The sequence below is a fragment of the Sphingomonas paucimobilis NBRC 13935 genome, from assembly GCF_000739895.2.
GTDB lineage: Bacteria > Pseudomonadota > Alphaproteobacteria > Sphingomonadales > Sphingomonadaceae > Sphingomonas > Sphingomonas paucimobilis.
In genome coordinates this window covers 47708-74333 of sequence record NZ_BBJS01000043.1, presented here as the reverse complement: position 1 = coordinate 74333, position 26626 = coordinate 47708, and the positions used below count along the sequence as shown (strand labels likewise).

Sequence of the window (26626 nt, the reverse complement as noted above, 5' to 3'; positions counted from 1 at the left end):
GGCGTGCAGGCGCTTGTGGTCGAGATTGGCGGAACTACCGCGCGCGGCGACGGCAGCCATTTCCATATTACCTGGTCGCTCGCGCCGGGCCGGGCCGCGAAGGAGAGCAATGATGTGATCGGCCAGCGCGGCTGGCGCGCCATCGATCCCGCCCTGCCGATCCGCCTCACCCCGGTGCGCTGGAAGAGCTGATCATGGCAGGGTTCCTCTCGGGATGACCGCCCCCGCATGTCAGATCGCCAGCATGCGCTGGCCGGCGCTGGCGCCGACTTCCTCGACCACGAACGTCCGCGCCGGCGGCGTCACCAGCAGGTCCGCTTCGGCAAAGGTGAGATCGAGCCACTGTTTGACCTGCCGGCGATAGATGATCGCGCCGTGGCGATCCTGATAGCGGGCGACCTCGGAGTTCGCCGGTACGGTGACGACGCGGTAGCAGAGCGGCCAGTCGCCCATTGCCGGCTCCCAGATGCCGGCAAGGTAGAAGTGATTGCCGTCGTCGAGCGACACCCGGTAGCGCTTCTTGCCGACCGTCATGTGGAATTCGCTCGCCGGAATGAGGCAGCGATGGCTCGGAAAGGTCCGCCCCTCCGAGCGCACGAAGCGGTAAGACTCGCCGTCGCTGAAACGCGGGTTCGATCCCCAGGTCGCCTCGACCATCTCGATTTCGCTGGCATCGTCCGGATTTCGCCGGATGATGGCGCGGCGAGCGCCCAGCGGCGCATCCGAATCAAAGGGGGTTGGCGACTCCATAGTCTAGAACATAATGGGAACAACGAAGAGTCGCAAGAAAGGCTGACCGCTTTGTGCAATGACTACCGACTGGAGGTGGATATCGCCTCGATCGCCGGGGATTTCGACGATCTGAAGATCAAGATCAAAATGCCCGAGGGCACACCGAACGTGGCCGCGCGCGAGGATATCAGGATCAGCGATACCGCGCCGATCGTCCGCAGCGCGGAGGGCGAGCGGGGGGCTGGCGAACTGGTCAATCGCAAGTGGAGCTGGCCCGGCCAGGGCGGGAAGCCGGTGTATAATTTCCGGTCCGAAGGCCGCGAGTTCACCAGCGGGCGGTGCCTAATTCTTGCTGATGGCTTCTACGAATTTGGGGACCCCCAACCCGGCCATAAGCGCAAGACCAAATACCTGTTCACGCTGGACGACCATGAATGGTTCTGCATCGCCGGGATCTGGCGCTCGCATCCCCAGGCAGGTGAAGCCTTCACGATGCTGACGATGGAGCCGGGTGAGGATGTGAAGCCCTATCACCATCGCCAGATCGTCCCGCTCCGGCGCGATCAATGGGCGGACTGGCTCGATCCCGCCGTGCCCGCGGCCGATGTCCTGAAGGCACTGCCGAAGGGCAGCCTCACCGTGACGCAGGTCTATCCGCCCCTCGCCGAGCCGGCGCTGCTCTGACAATGCCCGACGCCAATTCGCTCGACCGCTTCGTCGAGGCCCAGACGCTCGCCTATCCCGGCGCGCTCGCCGAAATCCGCCGCGGAGCCAAGCGCTCGCACTGGATTTGGTACATCTTTCCGCAGATCGCGGGGCTCGGGCGCAGCTCGACCGCGCAGCATTTCGCGATCCGCTCAGCGGACGAAGCGCGCAACTATTTCGATCATCCGGTGCTCGGCCCGCGCTATATCGAGTGCGTGACCGCGTTGCAGGACTTGCCCATCAGCGATCCCGTCGCGGTGTTCGGCGAGATCGACGCGATGAAGCTGCGATCGTCGCTGACTCTCTTCGAGACGGTCCGCCCCTCGCCGCTACTCGCCGCCGCGCTCGACCGCTGGTTCGGCGGCAAGCGCGACGAGATGACGCTACGGCTCCTGGGCGACGACTGACTCTGCTTGACGAAGTGCCGATTGAGGCGGAACATAATGGGAACAAGTGAGTCGATTTTGCCCGATGTCTGTCCAACCGTCGCCCATCGATCGGCCTTGCGCCGATCAGCTAGCTGCGCTTCGCGCTCAGCTCGCGCAGGCCCAGAGCCAGCGCGGGCCGGCACTGGCGTTCGGGCTGGCGGCGCTCGACGACCGGCTGGCCGATCACGGCCTCGATGGCGCAGGGCTGCATGAGATCGCGGCGGCGCGGCCGTCGCTGAGCGACGATGCGGCCGCGACCTTGTTCGCGGCGGGTATCGCTGCCCGCTTCGCCTCGCGACCCGGCTTCACGGTGATCTGGGCACTTTCCAAATTCGACCTCTATGCACCCGGCATTGAACAGGTCGGGCTCGGTCCCGATCGTATCCTCTACGCGCAGGGCCGGAAGGACGCCGACGTGCTGGCGATGGCCGAGGACGCGCTTCGCGATGGCTCGATCGCCTGCGTCATTGCCGAAGTGAAGGCGGCCGATCAGACGGCGACCCGCCGGCTCCAGCTCGCCGCGTCGGATGGCAAGACCCCGATGCTCCTCTATCGCCGCCACCGTGCCCGCGACCGCTGCCCGCTCGATCAACCCTCCTCGGCGATGACGCGCTGGCGGATCGGTTGCGCCTCATCGGCACGGCTGCCCTATGCCGGTGTCGGCCGCGCTCGCTGGTCCGTCGAGCTGGTCCGCCAGCGGAACGGCAATCCTTTCTCCCTCGAACTTGAAGCATGTGATGATACGGGTCGCCTCGCTCTACCTGCCGCAGCTCCCCATAGAGCGATTGCGACGGCTGGAGCGGCCAGCCAAGCCGCCTGACGCGCCGCCGGTCCCCGCACAATCGAGATTTGCAGCGCCGATCGACGACGACCCCGGCGCCTGCTCGGTGCCGCGTGGCGGCGGCTGGCGGCCGGGCGCGCGCTGGGCGCTCGCCGACCACGGCGCTGCGAGCTGGCCGCGTGAGGGCGCGCGGCCGGATAAGCCGAGCCAGGCCGAGATCGATGCGCTGCCGGCGCACCAGCGACCGACGATGCGCGAGATGGGCCGACGCAGCGAGGCCGCCGACAATCCGTTCAAGGCGATGCCGCCCGACGAAGGCGCGACGGGCTATGCCGTCGCCGCGCCGCTGCCACTCGTGGCGGCATGGACGCGACCGACCATCCTGATCGAACGCATGGGCCAACGCGATGTCGTCACCGCTGCCTGCCCGGTCGCGCTGGAGCTGGGCTTGCGTCCCGGCATGGCCGCGGCGCACGCCCGCGCGCTTGTCACCGATCTCGACGTGCGCGATGCCGAGCCTGATCACGATCGCGCCTTGCTCGACCGGCTGGCCCTGCATGCAGTCGGGCGCTGGACGCCGACCGCGAGCGTCGCCGGGCCGGATGGCCTGTGGCTCGACCTGACCGGCACGACGCACCTGTTCGGCGGCGAGGCGGGCTTCTGCCGCCGATTGCTCCGCTTCCTTCATCGGCTCGGTTTCACCGCCAGCATCGCGATCGCCGGCTCGCCCGGCACCGCGCATGCGCTGGCGCGCTACGGCGGCGAGCCCGTCACCGTCCTCCCTCCCGGTCGCGAAATGGAGGCCATCGCCGACCTGCCGCTCGCCGCGCTCCGGCTGACCCCGGAGGCGTTGAGCTCCGCCGCGCGGTTCGGGCTGGAAAGCGTCGCCGATCTCTACCCAATCGCGCGCGGACCGCTCGCCCGACGGCTCGGCATGACGACGGTCACGCGGCTCGACCAGGCCCGCGGGCTCGTCGCCGAGCCGATCGTGCCCGTCGTGCCGTTCGAAGAACCGCGCGTCGAGCGCAGCTTGCTCGAACCGATCAGCACCGCCGAGGCGATCACCCAGGTCATCGACGATCTGATCGACGACATGGTGGGCGTGCTCCAGGCACGCGGTCTCGGCTTACGTGCTGCTGTCCTCATCTGCCTGCGAGTGGATGGGGTAGAACAACGCATCGGCCTTGGCACCGCCAAGGCAACGCGCGATGCAAAGCATCTCAAGCGCATGTTCGCGATGCGGGTCGAGCGGATCGAACCCGACCTCGGCATCGAAGCGATGGCGCTGACCGCACCGCGGGTCGAAGACCTGATGCCGGTGTCGCTCGGCACCGGGCTGGCCGAATCCAGCACGCCCGACCTTGCGCCACTGGTCGACCAGCTCGCCGGCCGTGCCGGCGATGCCGCGCTGTTTCGCATCGGCGCCCAGGAAAGCGACGTGCCCGAGCGCGCGATCGTCCGCGCCGATGCGCTTGCGTGCCCCTCGGGATGGCCCAAATGGAAGCGGCCCGCGCGGCTGCTGCGTCGGCCGGAGCTACTGTCCAACGTGGTGGCGCTGCTGCCCGATCATCCGCCGCGCCGGTTCGTGTGGCGTGGCCAGTCCTATCGCGTCGTCGCCGGCGATGGTCCCGAGCGCATCCACGGCGAGTGGTGGCGCAGCGAGCGCGAGATGTGGGCGGTCCGCGATTATTTCCGGGTGGAGGCCGAGGGCGGCGAGCGGTTTTGGCTGTTCCGGCGCGGCGACGGAGTCGAGGGCAGCACCGGCGATCTTAGCTGGTACATGCACGGGCTGTTTGGCTGATGGCGACTTACGTCGAACTTCAGGTGACGAGCCATTTCTCATTTCTGCGCGGTGCGTCGTCGCCCGAGGAGCTGTTCTCGGCCGCCGCGCTGCTCGGCCACAGCGCGCTCGGCCTGACCGATTGGGGCGGTGTGCCCGGCATCGTCCGAGGCTGGCGTGGCCAGAAGGCGACCGGCGTGCGGATGATCGCGGGCGCGCGGGTCGATCTCACTGACGGCCGCGCGCTGCTGCTTTACCCCACCGATCGCGCGGCCTGGTCGCGGCTCACTCGGCTGCTATCGGTCGGCAAGGCGCGCGGTGGCAAGGGCTGCTGCATCCTCGATTGGTGCGATGTCGTCGCCCATGCCGAGGGTCTGATCGCGATCCTCGTCCCTGACCTGCCGGACGACAATACCGCCGCGCATCTCGCCGAGCTGCGCGAGACGTTCGACGCGCGGGGCTATCTCGCGCTGTCGCTGCGGCGCAGACCCGACGATGTGGAGCGACTGGTCCAGCTCGACGCGCTGGCGCGCGATGCCGGAATGCGCAGCGTCGCGACCGGCGACGTGCTCTACCACACGCCGGAGGCGCGGCCGCTGCAGGACGTGATGACCGCGATCCGCGAAAAGACGACGATCGACGCGCTGGGGTTCCGGCGCGAGCGGTTCATGGACCGCAATCTCAGATCCCCGGTCGAGATGGAGCGAAGGTTCGCGGCCTTTCCCGATGCAATTCAGGCCAGCGCCGACATCGCCGCCCGATGCCGGTTCGATCTTGGCGAGATCCAGTATCAATATCCCTATGAGCAGGTCATGGCCGGCCGCACGGCGCAGCAGGCGCTGGCCCGTTTGACCGAAGATGCGGCGGCGCGGGCGTTTCCCGATGGCCTGCCGCAGCGTTACCGCGACCAGATCGACCATGAGCTGCGACTGATCGACCAGCTCCGCTACGCGCCCTACTTCCTGACGGTCAACGCGATCGTCGCCGAAAGCCGGCGACGCGGCATCCTGTGTCAGGGCCGCGGCTCGGCCGCCAATAGCTGCGTCTGCTACCTGCTCGGCATCACGTCGATCGATCCGATCAAGCATGAGCTGCTGTTCGAGCGGTTCGTGTCGGGCGAGCGCAAGGAGCCGCCCGACATCGATGTCGATTTCGAGCACGAACGCCGCGAGGAGATTATCCAGTGGATCTACGAGACCTACGGCCGCGACCGCTCCGCGCTGACCGCGGTCGTTACCCGCTATCGCACCCGCGGCGCGGTCGCCGAGGTCGGCAAGGCGCTCGGCCTGCCGCGCGACCTGACCAAGATGCTGACCGGCCTCGTCTGGGGTTGGTCGGTCGATGGCATCACCGACGAACAGATCGCCGGCCTTAACCTCAACGCCGAGGATCATCGCCTCAAGCTCACCCTGCTGCTCGCGCGTCAGCTCATCGGCACGCCGCGCCACCTCTCTCAGCACCCCGGCGGATTCGTGCTGACCCAGGACCGGCTCGACGAGCTCGTGCCGATCGAGCCAGCGCGAATGGAGGATCGCCAGATTATCGAGTGGGACAAGGACGATATCGACGAGCTGAAGTTCATGAAGGTCGATGTGCTTGGCCTCGGCATGCTCGGCTGCATGAACCGGGCGTTCAACATGCTGCGCGACTGCAAGGGGATCGGTGTCGGCATGGCCGACCTGCAGGATGATGATCCCGACGTCTATGCGATGATCCAGAAGGCCGACACCCTGGGTGTCTTCCAGATCGAGTCCCGCGCACAGATGTCGATGCTGCCGCGGATCAAGCCCAAGGAGTTCTACGATCTCGTGATCGAGGTCGCGATCGTCCGCCCCGGTCCGATCCAGGGCGACATGGTCCATCCCTATCTTCGTCGCCGCGAGGGCAAGGAGAAGCCCGAATATCCCAAGCCCGAGCTGCGCGCCGTGCTCGAGAAGACCCTGGGCGTGCCGCTGTTTCAGGAGCAGGCGATGAAGGTCGCCATCGTCGGCGCCGGGTTCACCGCGGTCGAGGCCGACCAGCTCCGCCGTGCGATGGCGACGTTCAAATTGACGGGTGGCGTCTCGCATTTCTACGACAAGCTGGTGGGCGGGATGGTCGAGCGCGGCTATTCGAAGGATTTCGCCGAGCGGACGTTCAAGCAGATCGAGGGGTTCGGCTCCTATGGCTTCCCGGAAAGCCATGCCGCCAGCTTCGCCAAGATCGCCTATGCGAGCTGTTGGATGAAGCACCATCATCCCGACGTGTTCTGCGCCGCCCTGCTCAACGCGCAGCCGATGGGATTCTACGCGCCCGCGCAGATCGTCGCCGATGCCCGCAAACATGGCGTCGAGGTGCGGCCGGTGTCGATCAACGACAGCCATTGGGATTGCACGCTGGAGCCGGCCAAAGGCCGCTACATGGCGGTGCGGCTGGGGATGCGGCAGGTCCGGGGGCTCGCCAACATCCACGGCGCGGCGATCGTCGGCGCACGCGGGCCTGCGCCGTTCGATAGCGTCGAGGAAGTCTGGCGCCGCGCAGGCATGCCGCGCGCCGCGATCGAGCGGCTTGCGGAAGCCGACGCGTTCCACTGCATCGCCGAGGACCGGCGACAGGGGCTATGGAAGGTCAAGGGCCTGGGCGAAGCACCATTGCCGCTGTTTGCGGCGGCGGACGAACGCGAGGCCAAATTCTCGCCCGAGGGGCTGGAGCCGTCGGTGGCGTTGCGGCCCATGAGCGATGGCCGGGAAGTGGTCGAGGACTATCGCTCGACCCAGCTATCGCTTCGCGGCCACCCGGTCAGTTTTCTGCGCGAACAGCTCGATACGATGAAGATCGTCCGATGCGCCGATCTCGCGACGATCCGCGACGGCCGCAACATCGAGGTCGCCGGCGTCATTCTCGTGCGTCAGCGTCCGGGCTCCGCCAAAGGCGTGCTGTTCGTGACGATCGAGGACGAGACCGGCATCGCCAACGGCATCCTCTGGCCCGACCGGTTCGAGATCTACCGCCGCCAGGTCATGTCGTCGTCGATGATCGCGATGCGCGGGCACCTACAGAAGGAAGGCGAGGTCATCCATATCATCTGCGATCGCATCGTCGATCATGACGACATGCTGCGCTCGATTGGCCGAATGGAGTTCAGCGTCGCACCAGGCCGCGGAGACGGGGCGAAGAACGGCGGCGGGCCTGACCCGCGTGACCCGAACTTTGCGCGCGCCCGTACGCTCGCCTCGCCGCCGTTCGGAACTGCGATCGACGAAGCCGAGGTTCTGCGCATCCGCAGCCATGACTTCCACTAACAGGATCGCACCTCGCCAGGGCCGCGGTGATCATGGGCTTTGATCATCGGCAGACCGGAGGTGTGGTATCGCCGCCTCAACCGCTGTCCTGGCGCCGCTGAGATAGCTTTTCCACATCGGCTTTCCCTCGAACTTGATATTCTCGGGGTGCCCATCAAGACGGCAAAGGGCACGAGCCGCCGCTTCGATCGCGCGTTCAAGATCAGGCATTGAAACTCTCCTGCCGCGGCGAGAGCGCGTGCTGACCACGCGGAGAAGACCGGGCCCAGGCGTCGCTCTCATCGCCTAAGCCATTTCGGACACTCTCGTGGACTCCATGCTTCTGACGGGCGCGATTGCGCCCTACGCCGTGCGGCAAATCGGCGGGTCGTCGGCTGAACCCGGAAGCTCCGCAGCGCCGAGAACAAGCGGCGCGCCGGCTTCCTGACGACGGCGAGATTGCCGGAACCGGGCTGAGATATGTCAGCGCAGCTAGCAGACGGCGTCTCCATAGCAATGCTCGCGCGATGCTTTGCAAACAAGAGCAGGTGCCGAGTGACGACGATAGGCCGCAACAACTTGCCGGTTCGGAGGGGCAGCGAAGCACTGCCATCCCGTCCGAAAGCACTTCGCCGTACTCGGCAGCACGCGTTGTGAAATCCGAACTTTAACTCACAAACGGAGGATGGACGATGCGGAAACACCTAATCATCTCGACAGCCCTTGGCGCCCTCGCCATTTCGGCGTGGTCGAGCGCCGCGGCGGCCCAGGCTTCTGCAGCCAGTCAGCAAGCGCAGCCGCAGCCTTCGACTCAAGCGGCTCCGCCGGCCGGAGCCCAAGCGCAGTCGAAGCCCACCGATCCACCCGAGGCGCAGCGGGACAAGCTCGTCGACGAGGCGGTTGCCGCGGTGCGCGAGACGCAGAACGCATTGACCGCAATCGACCAGAACAAGAACGACGACGCGATCGCGGCGCTGGAGCGCGCGACCGGCAAGCTCGAGATCGTCCTCGCCCGCACGCCGACGCTTGCGCTCGCTCCGGTCGATGTGAGCGTCGTGACGCACGACGTGATCGGAACCCCGGCCGACGTCGAGAAAATCCGCGGAGAGGTGGGCGCCGCGATCGCGCAGGGTCGCCTGCAGCTGGCGCGCAAGCTCATCTCCGACCTGGGTTCCGAAACGGTCGTGAACATCAGCAAGCTCCCGCTCGGCACCTACCCCGCCGCACTCAAGCAGGCGGCCGCGCTGCTGCACCAGGGCAAGCCGCAGGAGGCCAAGGTGGTCCTTCAGACCGCACTGGGCACGATCGTGATCGACCAGATCGTGATCCCGCTCCCTCTCGTTCGCGCGCAGCTCGCGCTCGAGGACGCGCGCAGCCTGCTCGAGAAAAGGAAGCGGACCGACGCGGAAAGCGCCCGCATGCGCCAGCTGTTGGGAACGGCCCGCACGCAGCTCCAGCTCGGCAAAGCGCTGGGCTATGCCACTGACAGCGAGATGACCGACCTGATCGCCTCGGTCGACGATCTCGAGCGTAAGACCGCCGGCTCGCAATCCGCCAAGGGGTTGCTCGATCCCTTTGGTCCCAAGTTCGACGAGGCCAGGCGGTCGAGCCAGCGCCCGCGCTAGGCAGCACTCGGCGTTCGATCGTCTCCCGCGCGGGGGCTGGTCAACACAAGCACAAGGGGCGTTCAACCTGGCGAACGCCCCACGGGAGGTAACATGTTGCGCCAGCCCGCCACCGCACGCGGCGCGTTCGAGGCCCTCGATCGTCTAGCCATCAACACGATCCGTACGCTCGCCATGGATGCCGTCGAGAAGGCGCAGTCCGGCCATCCCGGCACCCCGATGGCGCTTGCGCCGGTGGGCTACACGCTGTGGTCGCAGTTCCTCCGGATCGATCCCAACGTGCCGGACTGGCCCAATCGAGACCGTTTTGTGCTCTCGGTCGGGCACGCCTCCATGCTTCTCTACGCGCTTATCCACCTCGCCGGCATCAAGGAGGTCGATGCGGAAGGCAGGGCCACTGGCCTGCCTGCGGTTAGCCTCGAGGACATCAAGAACTTTCGCCAGATGGGCTCCAGGACGCCGGGCCACCCCGAGTATCGGGTGACGACCGGCGTCGAGACCACGACGGGCCCGCTCGGTCAGGGCTGCGGCAATTCCGTCGGTATGGCGGTCGCCGAACGCTGGCTCGCCCAGCACTTCAATCGCGATGGCTTCACCCTCTTTGACCATGACGTCTACGTGCTGTGCGGCGACGGCGACATGATGGAGGGCGTGTCGGGCGAGGCGGCAAGTCTCGCCGGACATCTCAAGCTTTCCAACCTCTGCTGGATTTACGATTCAAACCGTATCAGCATCGAGGGCCATACCGACCTCGCCTTCACCGAGGATGTGGGCAAGCGCTTCGAGTCCTATGGTTGGAACGTGCTCCACGTCGACGACGCCAACGATACTGAGGCGTTCGCGCGGGCAATCGAAAGCTTCAAGGCGACCGACGACCGACCCACCTTCGTCGTCGTCCACTCTATCATCGGCTGGGGCAGCCCCAAGGCGGACAGCGAGAAGGCTCACGGCGAACCGCTTGGTGCCGACGCGATCGTCGCCACCAAGAAGGCGTATGGCTGGCCGGAGGACAAGACCTTCTACGTGCCCGACGGCGTCGCCAAGCACTTCAACGAGGCGATCGCCTCGCGCGGGCGCCGGCTGCGCGAGGAGTGGGAGGCGACCTTCGCCGGCTATCGTGAGACCTATCCCGGCATGGCGGCCGAGCTGGACGCGATGCGCAAGGGCGCGCTGCCGCCGGGCTGGGAGTCGGGCCTGCCGAGCTTCGACCCGGATCCCAAGGGCGTCGCCTCGCGCGAATCCGCCGGCAAAGTGCTGAATGCGCTCGCCGGCAACGTGCCCTGGCTGGTGGGCGGATCGGCCGACCTGTCGCCATCCACCAAGACCGAGCTAAAGAATTTCGGCTCGTTCCAGGCGGACAATCCTGGCGGGCGCACGATGCACTTCGGCGTGCGCGAGCATGCGATGGGCGCGATCGCCAACGGAATGGCGCTGTCCTACATCAAGCCCTTTGCCGCCACCTTCCTCGTCTTCGCCGACTATATGCGAGCGCCGGTCCGGCTTGCGGCGATCATGGAGCTGCCCGTCACCTTTGTCTTTACGCACGATTCGATCGGGGTCGGCGAGGACGGCCCAACCCACCAGCCGATCGAGCATCTGGCGACACTGCGCGCGACGCCCGGGCTCGACACCATCCGCCCGGGAGATGCGAACGAGGCGGCCGAGGCGTGGAAACTTGCCGTCCGCCAGACCCGTCGGCCGAGCGCGCTGATCCTCTCGCGCCAAGCGCTGCCGACGCTCGACCGGAGCCGCTATGCGGCCGCCGCCGGGGTCGCGAGGGGCGCGTACATCCTTGCCAGCGCCGATGATCCGGAGCTCATCCTGATCGGCACCGGGAGCGAGCTGAGCCTTGTGGTCGGCGCCTATGAGAAGCTGGCAGCGGAGGGCGTACGGGCACGCGTCGTGTCGATGCCGAGCTGGTCCCGCTTCGAGGAGCAGGACGACGCCTACAAGCAGTTGGTCCTAACCCCCGGCATAGAGGCGCGCCTGGCGGTGGAGCAGGGCGGCGCAATCGGGTGGGACCGCTATGTCGGCGCTCGCGGCCGAACGATCACGATGTCGACGTTCGGGGCGTCTGCCCCGCTTGCCAAACTCCAGGAGAAGTTCGGCTTCACCGTCGACCATGTGGTCGAGGCAGCGCGCTCGATGATCTTGCAGGAGGCGTGACGATGGCGAGCCGGGTCAGGAAGCTGCACGATTTTGGCCAGGCCCCCTGGCTGGACTTTGTCGACCGCCGCTTCCTCAAGGAAGGTGGGCTGCAAAGGCTCGTCGAGGAAGACGGCGTCACCGGCGTGACCTCCAATCCGTCCATCTTCGAGAAGGCGATCGCGCATGGCGATGCCTACGACGCGCAACTCCTGGCTCTTCTCCAGAGCCGGCCCGGCACGAGCATCACCCAAGCCTATGAGGCGCTCGCGGTTCAGGACATCCAAGACGCGGCCGACACGCTGCAGCCGGTCTATGAGCGGCTGAACGGGACGGACGGCTACGTTAGTCTCGAGGTCTCCCCCTATCTCGCTGAGAGCACCGAGGAGACGGTCGCGGAAGCACAGCGGCTGTGGCGACAGATCGACCGTCCCAACCTGATGATCAAAGTGCCCGGTACCCAGGCGGGTGTCCCTGCCATCCGCCAGCTGATCGAAGATGGCATTAACATCAACGTGACGCTGCTGTTCGGCCAGCAGAGCTACGCCGCGGTTGCGATGGCCTTCGTGGAGGGGTTGGAAGCACGGCTCGCCCAAGGCCAGCCGATCGACCGTATCGCAAGCGTGGCGAGCTTCTTCGTCAGTCGGATCGATGCCGCGATCGACAGGAAAATTGCCGAACGCCTGAAAAGCGCTGACGCGGAGGCCGAGGCGCTTACGGGACTGCGCGGACAGGTCGCCATCGCCAACGCCAAGCTCGCCTATCAATGGTATCTCGGCTTCGTAGCTTCGGAACGCTGGCAGGCGCTCGCGGAGCGCGGGGCGATGCCGCAGAGGCTCCTCTGGGCCTCCACCGGCACCAAGGATCCGAGCTACCCCGACACCCTTTATGTAGACAACCTGATCGGGCCGGAAACCGTCAACACCTTGCCGCCCAAGACGATGGACGCCTTCCGTGATCATGGCACGCTCGCGCCGTCCCTGACCGCCGAAGTGGAAAGCGCGCGTCGGATTCTCCGCGAGGTAGACCGTCTCGGGCTCGACTTGCCAGCGGTCGCGGACGAGCTCGTGCGAGACGGCGTGAAGCAGTTCGCCGACGCAGCCGATGCGCTCCTTGGTGCCGTTGCTGCCAAGCGCTCCGCCATTGTCGGAGACGGGCTGAACAGCATGCACGAGGCACTGCCGCGGGAGCTCGACGAGGCGGTAGAGGCGCGGCTCGAGCGAATGCGTCAGGAAAGCTGGTCCAGACGGCTATGGGCAGGCGATGCCACGCTATGGACCGGCGGCGAGGAAGCCAAGTGGCTCGGGTGGCTTGCCGCAGGTAAGGGCGAGCAGATCGACCCCGAGGCATTGAAAGCTCTCGGCGCTCAGGCAGCCCAGTATCGGTCCGCGGTGCTCCTCGGCATGGGCGGGTCGAGCCTCGGCCCGGAGGTCTTGGCCGAGATCGTGGGGCCGCGGAGCGGCAGCCCGATGATCCATGTGCTCGATACCACCGATCCGAAGCAAATCGCCGCAGTGGCGGCGGCGATCGACCCCGAGCACACGCTGTTCATCGTTGCCTCCAAGTCGGGCTCGACGATGGAGCCGGAACTGCTGCGCGCCTATTTCTGGAATCTGGCGGGCCAGGACGGCAGTCGCTTCATCGCCATCACCGACCCGGGATCGCGCCTGGCAAAGATCGCGCACGATCATGGCTACGCGGGCGTCTTCCTGGGCGATCCAACGATTGGCGGCCGCTATTCGGTTCTCAGCGTCTTCGGGATGGTGCCCGCGGCCGTGATGGGCATGGACGTGGCCGAGTTCTTCGCCAGGGTTGCGCCGATGGTGCAGAGCTGCGCGCCCGACGCGCCGCCCGCCGTCAATCCTGGCGTGCGGCTCGGTGCGATCCTGGGGGAAGCGGCGAACCGCGGGCGCGACAAGGTGACGGTGCTGACCTCGCCCGCGCTTCGGGCATTCGGAGCGTGGCTCGAACAGCTGTTGGCCGAGTCCACCGGCAAGCAGGGCAGGGGCATCGTTCCCGTCGACCTGGAACCGCCGGTACCGCCGGCGCACTATGGATCGGACCGCCTCTTCGTACTGCTGTCGCTTTCGGGCGACGATCACGCCAGGCTCGACGCCCATGCCGATGCGCTCGTTACCGCCGGCCAGCCGGTCGTGCGGATAGCGCTCTCGTCAAAGGAGATGATCGGGCAGGAGTTCTTTCGCTGGGAGATCGCTACCGCGGTCGCCGGCGCGGTGATCGGGATCGACCCTTTCGACCAGCCCGACGTCGAGGATGCCAAGATCAGGACGCGGGTGCTGATCGACGCCTACGAAGCCACCGGGAGCCTGGCGCCCGAGACACCATTTTTCGAGGATGGCAGGGTGGCCTTCTTCGGGCCCGCCGACCGAGGCCATTCCGGCGACAACGCGGTCCAGATCCTGCGCACCCATTTAGCGCGTCCCGGCCCCGGCGATTATGTAGGGTTCCTTCTCTACGTCGAACGCAACCCGGCGAACGAGGCTCTCGTCGCACGCATGCGCGAACGGGTCGTGAAGGCGCGACACGTCGCCACCGTCGCTGGCTTCGGGCCGCGTTTCCTCCACTCGACTGGTCAGGCGTACAAGGGAGGGCCGCGCTCGGGAGTGTTTCTCGAGATCACCCGCACGCCCGATCCCGACGTCCCGATCCTAGGACGTAAAGCCAGCTTCGGCACGGTCCAGCTCGCCCAAGCGCGAGGCGATCTCGACGTGCTCGCCAGCCGGGGCCAGCGCGTCCTGCGGGCCCACCTCCAAAGCGCCAGTCTGAGCGACCTTGAAGAATTGCTCGACGAAGCACTCCGGAATTGAGCGGGAGCCTGGAAATATGCGGATCGGAATGATCGGCCTCGGCCGGATGGGAGGCAACATCGCCCGTCGGCTTCAACGCTCCGGACATCAGCCAGTGGTCTTCGACCGCAATCCTGAGGCGGTGGCGGAACTCGAGCTTGAAGGATTCGAGCCGGCTGACTCGCTTGAGGAAATCAAGAAGAAGCTGGGCACGGAGGCAGTCTTCTGGGTCATGCTGCCCGCGGGCGAGCCGACCGAGAAGACGATCCAGATCCTCCGCACGATCGCCGAACCTGGCGACGTCGTCATCGATGGCGGCAACAGCTTCTACAAGGACGATATTCGCCGGGCGAAGCTGCTGGCCGACAAGGGCATCCACTATATTGATGTCGGTACCTCGGGAGGCGTGTGGGGCCTCGAGCGCGGCTATTGCATGATGATCGGCGGACCGAAGGAGGCCGTCGACCATCTCGATCCGATCTTCGACGCGCTCGCGCCGGGCATCGGCACCATTCCGCGGACGCCGAACCGGATGGAGCATGAGGGAGAGGATGCGCGCGCGGAGAAGGGCTATATCCACGCCGGGCCCGCCGGCGCGGGTCACTTCGTCAAGACGGTGCACAACGGCATCGAATACGGCCTGATGCAGGCATATGCCGAAGGCTTCGACATTCTGAAGTCGAAGCAGTCCAGCAAGCTTCCCGAGGATGAGCGCTACGTTCTCAATCTCACCGACATCGCCGAGGTGTGGCGGCGCGGCTCTGTCATATCCTCTTGGCTTCTGGACCTCACTGCGGCGGCGCTCGCCAAGGATCAGATGCTCTCGCAGTTCTCCGGGCGGGTTGCGGATTCGGGCGAGGGGCGCTGGACCGTCGAGGCGGCCATGGAAGAGGCGGTTCCCGCTGTGGTCCTTACCGCTGCGCTGTTTGCCCGGTATCGGAGCCGGGTCGAGCACACCTTCGCCGACCAGGTGCTTTCCGCGATGCGCTTCGGGTTCGGCGGGCATGTCGAGATCCCGCAGTGAATGGAGTGACCGTGCCGGGGCGCCCGGCGACGATCGTCATCTTCGGCGCGACAGGAGACCTCACCCGCAGGCTGCTGGTTCCGGCGCTGGCCAACCTCTGCTTCGACGGACTCTTGAGCGAAGAGCTCAACGTCATCGGCATAGCCCTTCGGGATGGCGATGATGAAAGTCTGCGCGTGAGCCTCGATGAGTTCGCGCCGCAGACACAGTGCTGGCAACGATTGCGCCAGCGGACCAGCTACCTCCCCGGCGACTTCACGCTTGGGACTGTCTACGAAAGGCTCAAGCAGCGGCTGGGCGAGGGCGACGCGGCATTTTATCTGGCCACGCCGCCGCAGTTCTTCGGGGTCATCGTGGACAGGCTCGCCGACGCCGGCTTCACGGAGGAACATGACGGCGGCTTTCGGCGGGTGGTGATCGAGAAGCCCTTCGGTCACGACCTCGAATCCGCACGGGCTCTCAACCAGCGGATCCTGTCGCGAGTGAACGAGAGCCAAGTTTACCGGATCGATCACTTCCTGGGGAAGGAAACCGTCCAGAACATCCTGGTCGCGCGGTTCGGCAACGCCTGGCTGGAGGCGGTATGGAACCACCGCTACGTGGACCACATCCAGATTTCAGCCGCCGAAGCGATCGGCATCGGCACCCGCGGGGCGTTCTACGACACAACCGGTGCGCTCCGGGACATGGTTCCCAACCACCTGATGCAGCTTTTGTCGATGATTGCAATGGAGCCGCCAAACAGCTTCGACGCCGAGGTCATTCGCGACGAAAAGGCAAAGCTGCTTCGGGCCGTCCGTCGCATTACCCCGGATGAGGCGCGAAGCGACGCGGTGCGGGGCATGTACGCAGCCGGCCAGGTCAACGGCCAGATGATCCCCGCCTATCGCGAGACGCCGCACGTGGACCCGAACACCGCCACCGAAACTTATGTGGCGCTCAAGCTCATGGTCGACACCTGGCGCTGGACCGGCGTGCCCTTCTATCTGCGCACGGGTAAGGCGCTCGCCGCACGGGACACCGAGATCGTGGTGACTTTCAACCCGGTGCCCTACGCGACGTTTCGGGAGACCCCGGTCGCTCATCTCCCGGCCAATCAGCTCGTGTTCCAGATCCAGCCGCACGAAGGGATTGACCTTGGTTTCCTGGTCAAACGGCCGGGTCCGCAAGTGGAGGCGGTCCCCGTAGCGCTCGATTTTGCTTATGCAGAGAAGTTCGCCGTCGCGCACCGGACAGGGTACGAAACCCTCCTGTATGACATGATGATGGGCGATCAGACGCTATTCCAGCGTGCTGACCAGATCGAGGCGGGATGGGCCGTTGTGCAGCCGATCCTGGACGCCTGGGCTCGTGGCGAGGGAGTACTGGAGGAATATACGCCAGGCACTTCCGGACCTCGCGCCGCCGACGCACTGATCGCCCGCGATGGCCGGCAATGGCAAGCATTGGGTCGATAAATGGAGCGAACGAACTCCGGTCAGAATGGGAGGCGGGACAAGGCCGGCACCATTTTCCGCGAAGGGTTCGGATCGCCCCAAGCCGCGCTGACGCTGGATCAGCCACCGCGCTGGGCTCCACGCGACAGGCGGGCTCCGAGTGGCATTTCAGTAGTCGCCCTACCGCTCGTACAGATAATAGCGGTCTGTTGCCGTAAGATCGTGCGCGAGCTCATACACGATCGGCTCACCGGTCGGGATCTCGATCGTGGGGATCTCATCGTCGGGGATGCCAGACAGATGCTTCACCAGCGCGCGCAGCGAATTGCCGTGCGCCGAGATCACGACTCTTCTGCCGGCCTTGAGCTCCGGCGCGATCCTTGCCTCCCAATAGGGCAGCACGCGCCCGATCGTGTCCTTCAGGCTCTCGGCGCTCGGAATTGCGATGCCGGCGTAGCGGCGATCGCCGGTGACATCATAGGGTCCCCCTGGCTGCTGTGGCGGCGGCGGGATGTCAAACGATCGGCGCCAGATCTTCACTTGCTCCGCTCCATGCCTGGCTGCGGTCGCTGCCTTGTCGAGGCCGGTGAGCCCGCCATAATGGCGCTCGTTCAGACGCCAGTCCTTTTCGACGGGCAACCACAACCGCCCCATCGCCTCGAGCGCAAGGTTGAGCGTCTTGATCGCACGCGTCTGGAGGCTCGTGAAGCAGAAGTCGAAGTCCAGCCCCTTCGCCGCCATCAGCTCGCCGGCCGCTTTCGCCTCAATCTCGCCCTGCCGCGTCAGATCCACGTCCCACCAGCCCGTGAAGCGGTTCTCGAGGTTCCAGACCGACTGGCCGTGGCGGATCAGCACGAGCGTGGGCAAGGGGTTCTCCAAAGGGCATTACGAGCTGAATGGACGTCTCTCCACTCCGCGATCCGGCGTCCCGCAGGTTTCACACGCCGTGCCCGAGGCTTGCGATCATCGCGGCCAGCTCAGACCCCTCCGGGATTTCCTCACGGCCCGCGGCCCGCGCGATCAGGCGGCTAACGAAATCGAGCTTGAGCATGACGCCGGGACTGAGACGAAAGGGATAGAGATCCGGTTGCCCCATTGCCCGGTTTACCGCGTTGAGCGCGAAGGAGATCGGTATCCAGCGCTCAACGAGCGTCGCCGTTGCAACACGATACGCATCGATGTCCGGGTGCGGTGCGCGATTGCCTTCCAGCCCCACACCGAAGTCCGCCATCGCTCCGAGCGTGTCGACGATGTGCAGGTAATGAGCGAACGTCTCGGCGAAATCTTCCCAGGGATGCGCAGTTGCATACGCGCTGACATGGTCATCAGCCCAGCCGAGTGCCGGACGGCCGGCATAGTAGCGCTGGACCGCTGCAGCATAATCGATGCGCTCGTCACCGAACAGTGCGCGAAAGGGATCGTGCATGTCGGTCCCAGCGACGAGCCGGTACCAATAGTAGTGGCCGATCTCGTGTCGAAAATGGCCTAGAAGAGTGCGGTAGGGCTCGCCCATTTGATGGCGTATGCGCTCCCGCGCCGCGTCGTCCGCCTCGATCACGTTCAGCGTGATGACACCCCCGGCATGGCCGGTGAGAAGCTGTGGGACATAGCCGTTCTCGGCGGCGGCATCGTACAAGAAATCGAAGGCGAGCCCGTCTCCGCGCTCGGCCTTGGTCTCGAGGGGCAGGCCGAGCTTGATCGCACCGCGAATCATGCGCCGCTTGGCCTCCTCGATCCGCCGCCAGCGTTGAAGGACGCCGCGCACCGCGAGATCGGGGATCATGCGATTGTGCCGGCAGGCGCGGCACATTGCTCGGGTCGGACCGAGCGCTTCAGCGCCCGTCTCATCTGCCAGCCAATTGCACGCGCCGTAATGAACATTGGCGCAAGGCTTTACCGCGGCGGCTGATCCCTCTGCATCGTGCCACTCGCGCGCCCTGGGGTCGAGATGACGAAAGGCGTCTATGCGCCAGTCATAGCCAACGGCGTGTGCGCAGCTCGGGCAGGCGCTTTCCTCCAAGTGAAGCTGGTGGCGGCAGTTGGGGCAGGGGAATGCCAAGCGTTGGGTCCCTGTTACCTGCGCGACGGCAAGCCTTGTTCAGGTGTCCGCATGGGCAGCCTCGATCGGCTCCGACGTTGCGTTGCCGCAGCACACGGGATGAGGACCCGCAGGCATGCAGCAGGTAGGCGCGCCTACCGGGATGAAAGCCATCTCCTCCCGTGGCCGAGGTCCCGACCGTCGCGGTGCGCCCCGGCTCTCGTAGGAGAGGCCGTACCGCCGGCAATAAGCCTCGGCGGCTTCACGCGAAGGGAAGCCGAGCTCCAGATGGGCGAGGGGGTCGCTTCCTCCCGTCCAGCCGGTGAGCGGATCGACGAACGGGCGCGACCGCGGGCGGAAACGGAGCCGCCATCGACCCTCACGGGCGCGGCCGCCGGACCGACCGGCGAGCGGATCGGGTTCGATGATGGCAAATGCGTCCGTCGGCAGCGCGCTTGCGTAGCGTCGCCACGCCGTATCAAACGGCGAAGACACCTCGCTCGCGACGTTATCGTTTGCAAACTCCGCAAGGCGCGGAGCCAGCACGCGCGGCGTCGCAATGTAGGGTGGAAGAGAATCAGCTCGTGTTGCCATTTGCGCCTCCGAAACGGGCAGCCGCCGACGGCGGCTGCCCGACGTCTCATCAGCCTGCGTTGATCGGAATGCTGCGCCGGCTCTCGATCGCCTCCGCGGACTTGGGCAGGACGATCGTCAGCACGCCCTTGTTGAACGTCGCGCTTGCCCGGTCCTGCTCGACCCCACGCGGCAGCCCGATATGCCGCTCGAAGCGACCATAGCTCCGCTCCGAATAGCCGCGCTCCTTGTCCTCGGTTTCGGAGCGCTTCTCGCCGCGGATCGACAAGACATTGTCGTCGACGCTGATGTCGACGTCCTTCTCATCCATCCCGGGCAGCTCGGCGGTGACGCGGATCTCCTTGTCGGTCTCCGAAAGCTCAATCGTCGGCCACTCGAGGCTGCGCCCCCAGCCGCTCAAAGCCGGTACGCCGAAGCCCCGGAAGACGTCGTCGAACAGGCGGTTCACGTCGCGGTGCAGGGACACAAGCGGGTGCTGCTGGTCGGACCTGTCGTCGGTCCGTTCTGGAGCGCGGCTCTCCTGCCGGCCCCAGGGAATGAGATCACGAATTGCCATGATGATTATCCTCCTTTCCTGGCAGGCGTTGGACATGGTCCGTCGGCCGCGCCGCCGAAGCAGCGCGCCGGCGGAGCCACATCTATCGCGCGATCAGGCCGCTGCGCTGTTCTCGCCTTTGGGCGCTTCGAGCCGATCGCTGTCGCCGGTCCCGCCGGCGATCTCGATCTTGCGCGGCTTCATGGCCTCGGGGACGACGCGCTTCAGCGCGATCGACAGAAGGCCATTCTCGAACCGGGCGTCGCCGGCCTCGATGAAATCAGCCAACTGGAAGCGCCGCTCGAATGAGCGGGCAGCGATGCCGCGGTGCAGATACTCGCCCTTCCCGTCATCCTCGGCGCGCTTGCCGGTGACGCTGAGCAGATTCTGCTGAGCGACGATCTCGATGTCCTCCGGGCGGAAGCCGGCCACCGCAAGCGTGATGCGGTAACTGTCCTCGCCTTCCTTGACGATATCGAAGGGCGGGTAGCCATCGTCGTCGCGGGCACCTGCCTCGAGCAGGTTGAACAGACGGTCGAAGCCGACCGTCGATCGCCGATACGGCGCAAAGTCGAAGTTGGTTCTCATCTCCAAATCCTCCTGTGAGCAATCTGGGCATGAGAAGCGTCGGAAACGGAGAGCCGACGCCCTCTATGTCCACCGGACCCGAACGGCGTCCGGCAATCGAAAAACTAGGAACGGCTCAAGAGGTTTCAAGTGGAATTTAGCGAAGTCAGCAAAGCACTTCGCAAGCATCTCCGCCCTTGAAACGGGTGCGGGCGAATACAACATTAAGCCTGCGGACCGGGCCCCTCTGTCGACGGCGTTACGCCATCGTCATGTCGGACCGCATCGAGTGCGCTCGGTGCAGGATCGCGGGCTCCCAGGTGGAGCCGGCCGAGTGCCTCATTGACATTGGAGCAATGGAGTGAGGCATGAACAGAATTTTCGAACCGAATACCTATCGGCCTTTCCCGTCGGCCCGGGCCACAACCACGGCCGTCTATGATGAAGGCCTACGCCGGCACATGCTCGGCGTCTATCGCAACATGGCGCTCGGCCTCGGCATTACAGCGCTGGTGGCATTCCTCGTCGCCAGCGTGCCGGCGCTGTACCAGCCAATCTTTGGCACGCCGCTTAAGTGGGTCGCGATCTTCGCGCCGCTGGCATTTGTCATGTTCTTCTCGTTCAGGGTCGAGCGCATGACGACAGGACAGGCGCGAACGGCGTTCTTCGCCTTTGCTGCGGTCATGGGCGTATCGATGGCCAGTATCTTCCTGGTGTTCACGGGCACCAGCATCGCGCTGGCCTTCTTCAGCGCCGCGGCCGTGTTCGCCGCCATGAGCCTGTGGGGCTATACGACCAACGTCGACCTGTCGCGCTGGTCCACCTTCCTGATGGTTGGCCTGATCGGCGTCGTGATCGCGAGCATCGTCAACCTGTTCGTCGGCTCCTCGACGCTGCAGCTCGTCTTCTCGATTGTCGGCGTGCTCGTGTTCACCGGCCTGACGGCCTGGGACACGCAGCGCCTGAAGAGCGAATATCTGGCTTATGCCGGGTCGGAGCGAGCCGAAAAGCTGGCCGTGATGGGCGCGCTTTCGCTTTACCTGAACCTGGTGAACCTCTTCCAGCTGCTGCTCAGCCTGTTCGGGCAGCGGGAGGAATAATCCGGCTCTGAAACGTTGGGCCGGAAGACTAGGCAGCGCCGCCGTCGTGGACGGCAGGCGCTGTTCTGTTTGGTGAGTCCGGCGGTCTACGGCCGCTCCATCGGTCAGGCGATCGACCTTCAGCATGGCGGCTGGACGATCGGATTCTGATCGCTCAGCCGCAACGGCACCACCTCAGAAGTCTGTCCGATAATCTTTCTTATCGGACAGACTTGAGCTTGCCGGGCAGGGGTGGTGTCGGTTCTCCTGAAAGGGTGGACTCGCGGCTAGATTGCCGCTGAGCGACGACCTGCACCTGAAACAGTGGACATTGTTCCCGAAACAGCGGACGATCGCCCAGCTGGGACTAGCCGAGGCGTCGTGCCATGCGAACCGCGGACCTGAGGACGGCGAGCGACGCCGACTGGGCGGAGGCGCATCGCCGCGAGAAGATCATTCGCCCGCTCGCCTCGATGACGCGCGTGCCCGGCGATGTGGCCGCCCAGGCGATGGTCCAGCTAGAACTCGGCCGCGCTCGCTTCCACAAGCTCCTGCAACTCTACCGAGCCTCGCCCGCTGCGGCGTCACTGCTGCCGCGACCGCGAGGAAGGGAGAAGGGGGAGCAGCGGCTCTCGGCCGCGGCTGAGCATCTTATCGCTCGCGGCATCGCTGAGTTCTACCTCACACTCGAGAAGCCCAGCGTTCAGGCGCTCCGCCGCTGGCTGCGACACGAAGGAACGAAGATCGGGGTCAAGGTGCCCAGCACTAAGGCGATCCAGGCCCGGTTGGCTCGGCTCGCTCCTCAGATCGTTACGGCCCGCAGACAGGGTGCCAAGTCAGCGGCTGACAAGTGGGAGCCAACGCGAGGCGTGCTCGAGGCGGACTACGCGCTTGAGCTCGTGCAGTCGGACCACACGCTGGTCGACGTGATCGTTGTCGACGACCTGTACCGCAAGCCTATCGGCCGGCCTTGGCTCACGCTGATGATCGACGTGGCGAGCCGAACCGTGCCCGGCTTCCACCTCCACATGCTCGCGCCGTCCGCTGTTTCAGTCGGTATGTGCATGCGGCACGCCGTTCTCCCCAAGCGGGACTGGTTGGCTGAGCGGAGCATGAAGGCACCGTGGGACAGCCAGGGGCTCATGGATCGGCTGCACCTCGACAACGCGCGCGAGCACCGCTCAGACGCGCTGAAGCGCGGCTGCCGAGCTCACTCGATTGCGGTCGAATATCGGCCGGTGCGTCGGCCGCACTTTGGCGGTCACATCGAGCGGCTGATTGGCACGATGATGGGGGCCGTCCACCTCCTACCCGGAACTACATTCTCTAACGTCGCCGAGCGTGGCGACTACGATGCGGAAGGTGAGGCGTGCATGACGCTGAGCGAGCTGGAAGTCTGGCTCGCCGCGCAGATCATCGGCCCATATCATGCGGAGCGGCACCGTGGGATCGGCATTCCGCCCGCCCTTGCTTGGGCCGAGGGGGTGGAACGACGCCCGGAGCTGGTCCGCCTTCCGGCCGACGATGCCGCGTTTCTGTTCGACTTTCTACCCTGCGAGCTGCGCGCCGTAACACCACACGGCATCGAGCTGTTCCGCACTCATTATTGGGATGATGCGCTATCCTGCTGGTACACGCGGCCGGGGCAGACGATGCCGGTGCGGTGGGATCCCCGCGACCTTTCGCGCGTCTGGCTCGAGCTACCACATGGCGAGCACCTCGAGGTGCCCTATCGCGATCTGCGGCGTCCCGCGATCACCCGCTGGGAGCAGAGGGAGGCGGTTCGCACTTTGCGGGAGCGCGGCCAGCAGGCTGTCGACGAGACGCTGATCTTCCAGGCTGTCGAGACCCAGCGATTGATCGTCGCGGAAGCGGCGCACAAGACCAAGGCCGCGCGGCTCGCGCTTCAGCGGACCAAAGCGGCACTGCGCGACGCCCGTCGGGCAAGGGGTGGCAGCAAGCGCCGGCTTGAGCAGGTAACCCCTGCCGTAGGCGCATCTGCGGTAGAGGAGAGGACGGACGGCGATCAGAAGGTGCTTCCGTATCTTGTCGAGGAGATGCCCCGATGAGCGACCTCTTCCATCTCGCCGATAGTTATCGCGCGCGCGCGCGTTGGCCCGACGCCGACCGGATCGCCTGGATCCGCAAGGATCGGTGGCTCGGCTTCCCGAAGGCGGAAGCGGTGCGCAAGACGCTGGACGCGATGCTGCGCTATCCGCCGCGCACGCGCATGCCGTGCCTGCTGATCTACGGCCAAACCGGCATGGGCAAGTCGCGCATCGTGGAGCGCTTTGAGGCAGAGAACCCGCGCGGGTTCAACGAGGCGACCGGTGTGGCGACGATACCGGTTGTCGCCGTCCAGCTGCCACCGCAGCCGACCGACGGCGAGTTCTACGGCGAGGTCCTCGAGAAGCTCCGCGCCGGCTTCGCTGCGCGGGGGGACACGCAGCGCGCGCGCCTCCTGACTCGCCGGCTGATGGGGCAGGTGGGTGCTCGCATGCTGATTCTGGATGAGATCAACCATATGCTGGCCTGCACGCCGCGCCAGCAGCGCATCTTCCTCAACACGCTCCGCTATCTCGCGAACGACCTGCAGATCCCACTCGTCTGCACCGGCAACCACGAGGCGCAGGCGGCGCTGCTCACAGACGCGGCGCTCGCCGAGCGGTTCGACGCGGTCGAACTGGTTCGGTGGCAGAACGACGAAGCGTTCCGCCTGTTGATGGTCACGCTAGCTGCGATCTTGCCGCTTCGGAGATCTTCACAGCTGGAAGAGGAGCGTTGCCGCACGTCGGTACTCGATCTCTCCGACGGCAATACCGGGCGCATCTTCCGCCTCGTCGAGACGTTGGCTATTCGTGCGATCGAGAACGGCAGCGAATGCATCGAGGCCAGCGACCTCGATGCCGACGACCTCTTGATGCCTTCGGTCAGCATGAAGGTGATTGCCCAGCGCCGAGCGCGAACGCGGGCCAGGGGAAGAGTGTGAGCCGTGTCGGGCGCGCTGCCGATCGCGGCACGGCCTCATCCTGACGAGCTCATCTCCTCCTGGCTGGCGCGCATCGCCGCTTGTTATGAGGTGTCCATCACTGATTTGCGGCAGGAGCTATCCCCGGGCAGTTCGGGCACCAAGGTCAGAGCGGACGTAGAATGGAAAGGGTCGGAGGCGAAATCCGCGGCGCAACGGCTCCGCGTCGATCAGGAGGCGATCATGCGCCTCGCCCTGAAGCGCCGCTGGCCGTGGCTGGTGGCCGCCTGGTTGCCACGAACCGACGGAAAAGGGCGAGCGCGAGGCGAGCTCGATCTCGCCTGGTGCCATGTCTGCCTTGCCGAAGGCCACGCCACAGGTGGCGCCTACCTCGATGCCGAAGCGGCGCTCCCGCTCGTCTTCTGTCGCCGGCACGGCACTTGGCGGCAGGACTTCTGCCGCCGCTGTCAGCCCCACCATGAGCCCCGCTTCAGCTGGCGGAGCCGGATCGAGTTCACCTGCACCGACTGCGGCGTACCTCTCAGAACAAACCATTGGAGCGGCCCGAAACCCGCGTCAGAATGTCCGTCGGAGGATGTGCCCCGCGCTTTGAACCTCCTGTTCGCATTCGATGGCGAGTTGCGGAAGGCGCTGCTCGGCAGATCTGCGTCGCTGACCGGGGTAGGGCAGGTCTCGGCTCGGCAATTCCTCGCCGTGTTGCACGGGCTCACGCGAGCCTTGCTGGCGCCCGACATCAATCGCACCAGCCGCATAAATCTGTTCAACAGCCCGTTGCTGTCAAACATGCCCGATCACGACCCGCAAACCTGGGAAGAGCAGCCCTTTCACGAACTCTCGCCTGCGTATCGTGCTCACGTCTCATGCGCTGTCATCGCACTGCTGTCGGACGAGCCGGTCAGCCGCCTGATGTCGGGCGTGAGGCCCGCTTACGAATGGCATTCGCTCGAATGGCTGCTCGCCAGCACGCCCAAATGGGTACAAGCGATGTTGATCCAGAACTGCAAAGATTGGCCGGCACCGCTGCGCGTTCGGGTTGGCCTGCACCATAGTCGAACTGGGCTGGACGTTGCCGACATTTTGGCGCAGTTTCATGTGTGGCTCGCGGAGCAAGAGCAACGCCAGCGCGAGCGGGTGTCGCTGATCGGATGATGGCCGCCAGAGCGGTCTAAGTGCTTCGACCGTAAAGCAAATCCGTCAGTCCGATAACATTGATTATGTTAAATGCAGAGCTTTTTGGATTTAGACTTTATGGATGGAGACAGGTCTGACGGACGTCTGACGATCTCGAACGCCGCGTTATGAACCCGCGTCTTCAGCCTCGATTGCCGCAACATCCATGTCTGGCGCCCGTACTACCTCAAGCGCGACGTTGGCGATCTCGACCGCGGTGATCTGAAGCTGCGTGATCGGCGTCGACGGCGCGTCCACACGCTCGAGGCCGTTCTCAGATATCTTGACGAGGAATCGGTCGACGTCGTTCAGGACGACGAATCTGATCGATTGTTCCTCGTCCAGCGCGAGCTGCTGGACGGTGCCCTCGTATGCGATCGTGAAGCACTCGTGGCTCGTCTTTGTCAGCACATAGGCGACGACAAACGAGTCTCCCTTCTTGACCGCTTGGACGGCCGGGTTGAGCCAGCCGAACGCGATCGCGTCGGTCTTCCCGCTAACTGCTTCCCGCTGCACCAACCAGTGCGCGATCGAGCCCGTCGCGGCTCCGATGAGGAGCATCGCGAAAAGCCACATTTCCAGCGCGAGGTCGGACGCATCGCGTGCCCCAGCGCCGCCGCGGGCGAGCGCGCGATAGATATTTGGATCGAAGCCGGGGTCGAAACAGACGCTTGTCGCCCGGCACCATGCCGCCTGGGCGGCGAAGAAGCCGGTTCCCAGAAGGTGCCCTGCGATGGTGCCGAACACCACGATGAACAGCGTCACCGTAGAGTTCGGCCGGTCCGGGGTTGGGCTGAGGAAATCGGTGCGCTCGCCGACGCGCCACCCTGCCCAGAAGCAGAGCCCCAGGAAAAGCAGCAGCAGTGCGAGGAACAGCGAGTAGCTGAACGTCACGGCCGTTACGCCGTGGCGGGAACCGCTACATCCTTGC

Annotated in this window: 22 protein-coding genes; 15 read left to right on the top strand and 7 right to left on the bottom strand. The window is 65.6% G+C overall.

Translation table 11 applies throughout. From position 1 onward, the window contains the following. Window positions 1–3: 3 nt before the first annotated feature. Window positions 4–192, top strand: coding sequence for a hypothetical protein (locus SP6_RS21535; protein ID WP_232252441.1), 189 nt, complete (start codon window positions 4–6; stop codon window positions 190–192). Window positions 193–231: 39 nt separating this feature from the next. Here the strand turns inward: SP6_RS21535 and SP6_RS13255 are convergent, their stop codons facing one another. Beyond that, window positions 232–750, bottom strand: a complete 519-nt coding sequence (locus tag SP6_RS13255) for an SOS response-associated peptidase family protein (protein WP_042469235.1) — start codon at window positions 748–750, stop codon at window positions 232–234. Between the two features lie 51 nt (window positions 751–801). On the opposite strand from SP6_RS13255, the gene SP6_RS13250 reads away from it, so the two are divergent. The 10 genes from SP6_RS13250 to zwf all read left to right on the top strand — a co-directional run bounded on the left by SP6_RS13250 (window position 802) and on the right by zwf (window position 16744). Further along, window positions 802–1416, top strand: a complete 615-nt coding sequence (locus tag SP6_RS13250; protein WP_042469234.1) for an SOS response-associated peptidase — start codon at window positions 802–804, stop codon at window positions 1414–1416. 2 nt (window positions 1417–1418) lie between these two features. After that, window positions 1419–1844: a DUF1810 domain-containing protein gene (locus tag SP6_RS13245; RefSeq protein ID WP_042469232.1), complete on the top strand. Its 426-nt coding sequence runs from the start codon at window positions 1419–1421 to the stop codon at window positions 1842–1844. A 64-nt stretch (window positions 1845–1908) separates the two neighbouring features. After that, complete coding sequence (locus SP6_RS13240; protein WP_125972939.1) at window positions 1909–2685, top strand: ImuA family protein; 777 nt, start codon at window positions 1909–1911, stop codon at window positions 2683–2685. Then, the gene (locus SP6_RS13235; protein WP_082052516.1) at window positions 2603–4447 is read left to right on the top strand and encodes a DUF6504 family protein; all 1845 of its coding nucleotides are present in this window, start codon (window positions 2603–2605) and stop codon (window positions 4445–4447) included. The genes SP6_RS13240 and SP6_RS13235 overlap by 83 nt, the downstream gene beginning before the upstream one ends. Beyond that, window positions 4447–7707 (top strand): error-prone DNA polymerase, encoded by a 3261-nt coding sequence (locus tag SP6_RS13230; protein WP_042469231.1) that lies wholly within the window; start codon window positions 4447–4449, stop codon window positions 7705–7707. Before SP6_RS13235 ends, SP6_RS13230 begins: the two co-directional genes overlap by 1 nt. A 671-nt stretch (window positions 7708–8378) precedes the next feature. Beyond that, window positions 8379–9311 carry a YfdX family protein gene (locus tag SP6_RS13225; RefSeq protein WP_042469230.1) on the top strand — a complete coding sequence of 311 codons (933 nt, stop codon included), beginning with the start codon at window positions 8379–8381 and terminating at the stop codon, window positions 9309–9311. A 93-nt stretch (window positions 9312–9404) separates the two neighbouring features. Continuing rightward, on the top strand, window positions 9405–11477 hold the full coding sequence (tkt, locus tag SP6_RS13220; protein WP_042469228.1) for a transketolase: 2073 nt from the start codon (window positions 9405–9407) through the stop codon (window positions 11475–11477). A gap of 2 nt (window positions 11478–11479) precedes the next feature. Continuing rightward, entirely contained in the window at window positions 11480–14284 is a 2805-nt protein-coding gene (locus tag SP6_RS13215) for a bifunctional transaldolase/phosoglucose isomerase (RefSeq protein WP_042469227.1), read from the top strand. A gap of 16 nt (window positions 14285–14300) precedes the next feature. Further along, window positions 14301–15287 carry a phosphogluconate dehydrogenase (NAD(+)-dependent, decarboxylating) gene (gnd, locus tag SP6_RS13210; protein ID WP_042469226.1) on the top strand — a complete coding sequence of 329 codons (987 nt, stop codon included), beginning with the start codon at window positions 14301–14303 and terminating at the stop codon, window positions 15285–15287. Window positions 15288–15298: 11 nt separating this feature from the next. After that, on the top strand, window positions 15299–16744 hold the full coding sequence (gene zwf, locus SP6_RS13205) for a glucose-6-phosphate dehydrogenase (protein ID WP_206434258.1): 1446 nt from the start codon (window positions 15299–15301) through the stop codon (window positions 16742–16744). Window positions 16745–16903: 159 nt separating this feature from the next. Here the strand turns inward: zwf and gpmA are convergent, their stop codons facing one another. From gpmA to SP6_RS13185, 5 genes are all read right to left on the bottom strand, one after another. Beyond that, entirely contained in the window at window positions 16904–17590 is a 687-nt protein-coding gene (gpmA, locus tag SP6_RS13200) for a 2,3-diphosphoglycerate-dependent phosphoglycerate mutase (RefSeq protein ID WP_037486207.1), read from the bottom strand. A 70-nt stretch (window positions 17591–17660) separates the two neighbouring features. Further along, a complete protein-coding gene (locus tag SP6_RS13195) occupies window positions 17661–18782 on the bottom strand; it encodes a zinc-binding metallopeptidase family protein (protein WP_042469223.1) in 1122 nt (373 codons plus the stop codon). 39 nt (window positions 18783–18821) lie between these two features. Beyond that, window positions 18822–19355 carry an NADH dehydrogenase ubiquinone Fe-S protein 4 gene (locus SP6_RS21720; RefSeq protein WP_082052514.1) on the bottom strand — a complete coding sequence of 178 codons (534 nt, stop codon included), beginning with the start codon at window positions 19353–19355 and terminating at the stop codon, window positions 18822–18824. 49 nt (window positions 19356–19404) lie between these two features. Continuing rightward, the gene (locus SP6_RS13190; protein WP_037486176.1) at window positions 19405–19911 is read right to left on the bottom strand and encodes an Hsp20/alpha crystallin family protein; all 507 of its coding nucleotides are present in this window, start codon (window positions 19909–19911) and stop codon (window positions 19405–19407) included. A 93-nt stretch (window positions 19912–20004) separates the two neighbouring features. After that, complete coding sequence (locus SP6_RS13185) at window positions 20005–20478, bottom strand: Hsp20 family protein (RefSeq protein WP_030541304.1); 474 nt, start codon at window positions 20476–20478, stop codon at window positions 20005–20007. Window positions 20479–20825: 347 nt separating this feature from the next. Here SP6_RS13185 and SP6_RS13180 point away from each other — a divergent pair, with 347 nt between their 5' ends. From SP6_RS13180 to SP6_RS13165, 4 genes are all read left to right on the top strand, one after another. Further along, window positions 20826–21557: a Bax inhibitor-1/YccA family protein gene (locus SP6_RS13180; RefSeq protein WP_030541305.1), complete on the top strand. Its 732-nt coding sequence runs from the start codon at window positions 20826–20828 to the stop codon at window positions 21555–21557. A 365-nt stretch (window positions 21558–21922) separates the two neighbouring features. Next, the gene (locus SP6_RS13175; RefSeq protein WP_053003297.1) at window positions 21923–23605 is read left to right on the top strand and encodes a TnsB C-terminal domain-containing protein; all 1683 of its coding nucleotides are present in this window, start codon (window positions 21923–21925) and stop codon (window positions 23603–23605) included. Further along, the gene (locus SP6_RS13170) at window positions 23602–24525 is read left to right on the top strand and encodes a TniB family NTP-binding protein (protein ID WP_042469221.1); all 924 of its coding nucleotides are present in this window, start codon (window positions 23602–23604) and stop codon (window positions 24523–24525) included. Before SP6_RS13175 ends, SP6_RS13170 begins: the two co-directional genes overlap by 4 nt. A gap of 3 nt (window positions 24526–24528) precedes the next feature. After that, window positions 24529–25674, top strand: a complete 1146-nt coding sequence (locus SP6_RS13165) for a TniQ family protein (protein ID WP_066516440.1) — start codon at window positions 24529–24531, stop codon at window positions 25672–25674. 147 nt (window positions 25675–25821) lie between these two features. Here SP6_RS13165 and SP6_RS13160 read toward each other — a convergent pair whose 3' ends face one another. Further along, window positions 25822–26589 carry a hypothetical protein gene (locus tag SP6_RS13160; protein ID WP_042469218.1) on the bottom strand — a complete coding sequence of 256 codons (768 nt, stop codon included), beginning with the start codon at window positions 26587–26589 and terminating at the stop codon, window positions 25822–25824. Window positions 26590–26626: the final 37 nt, after the last annotated feature.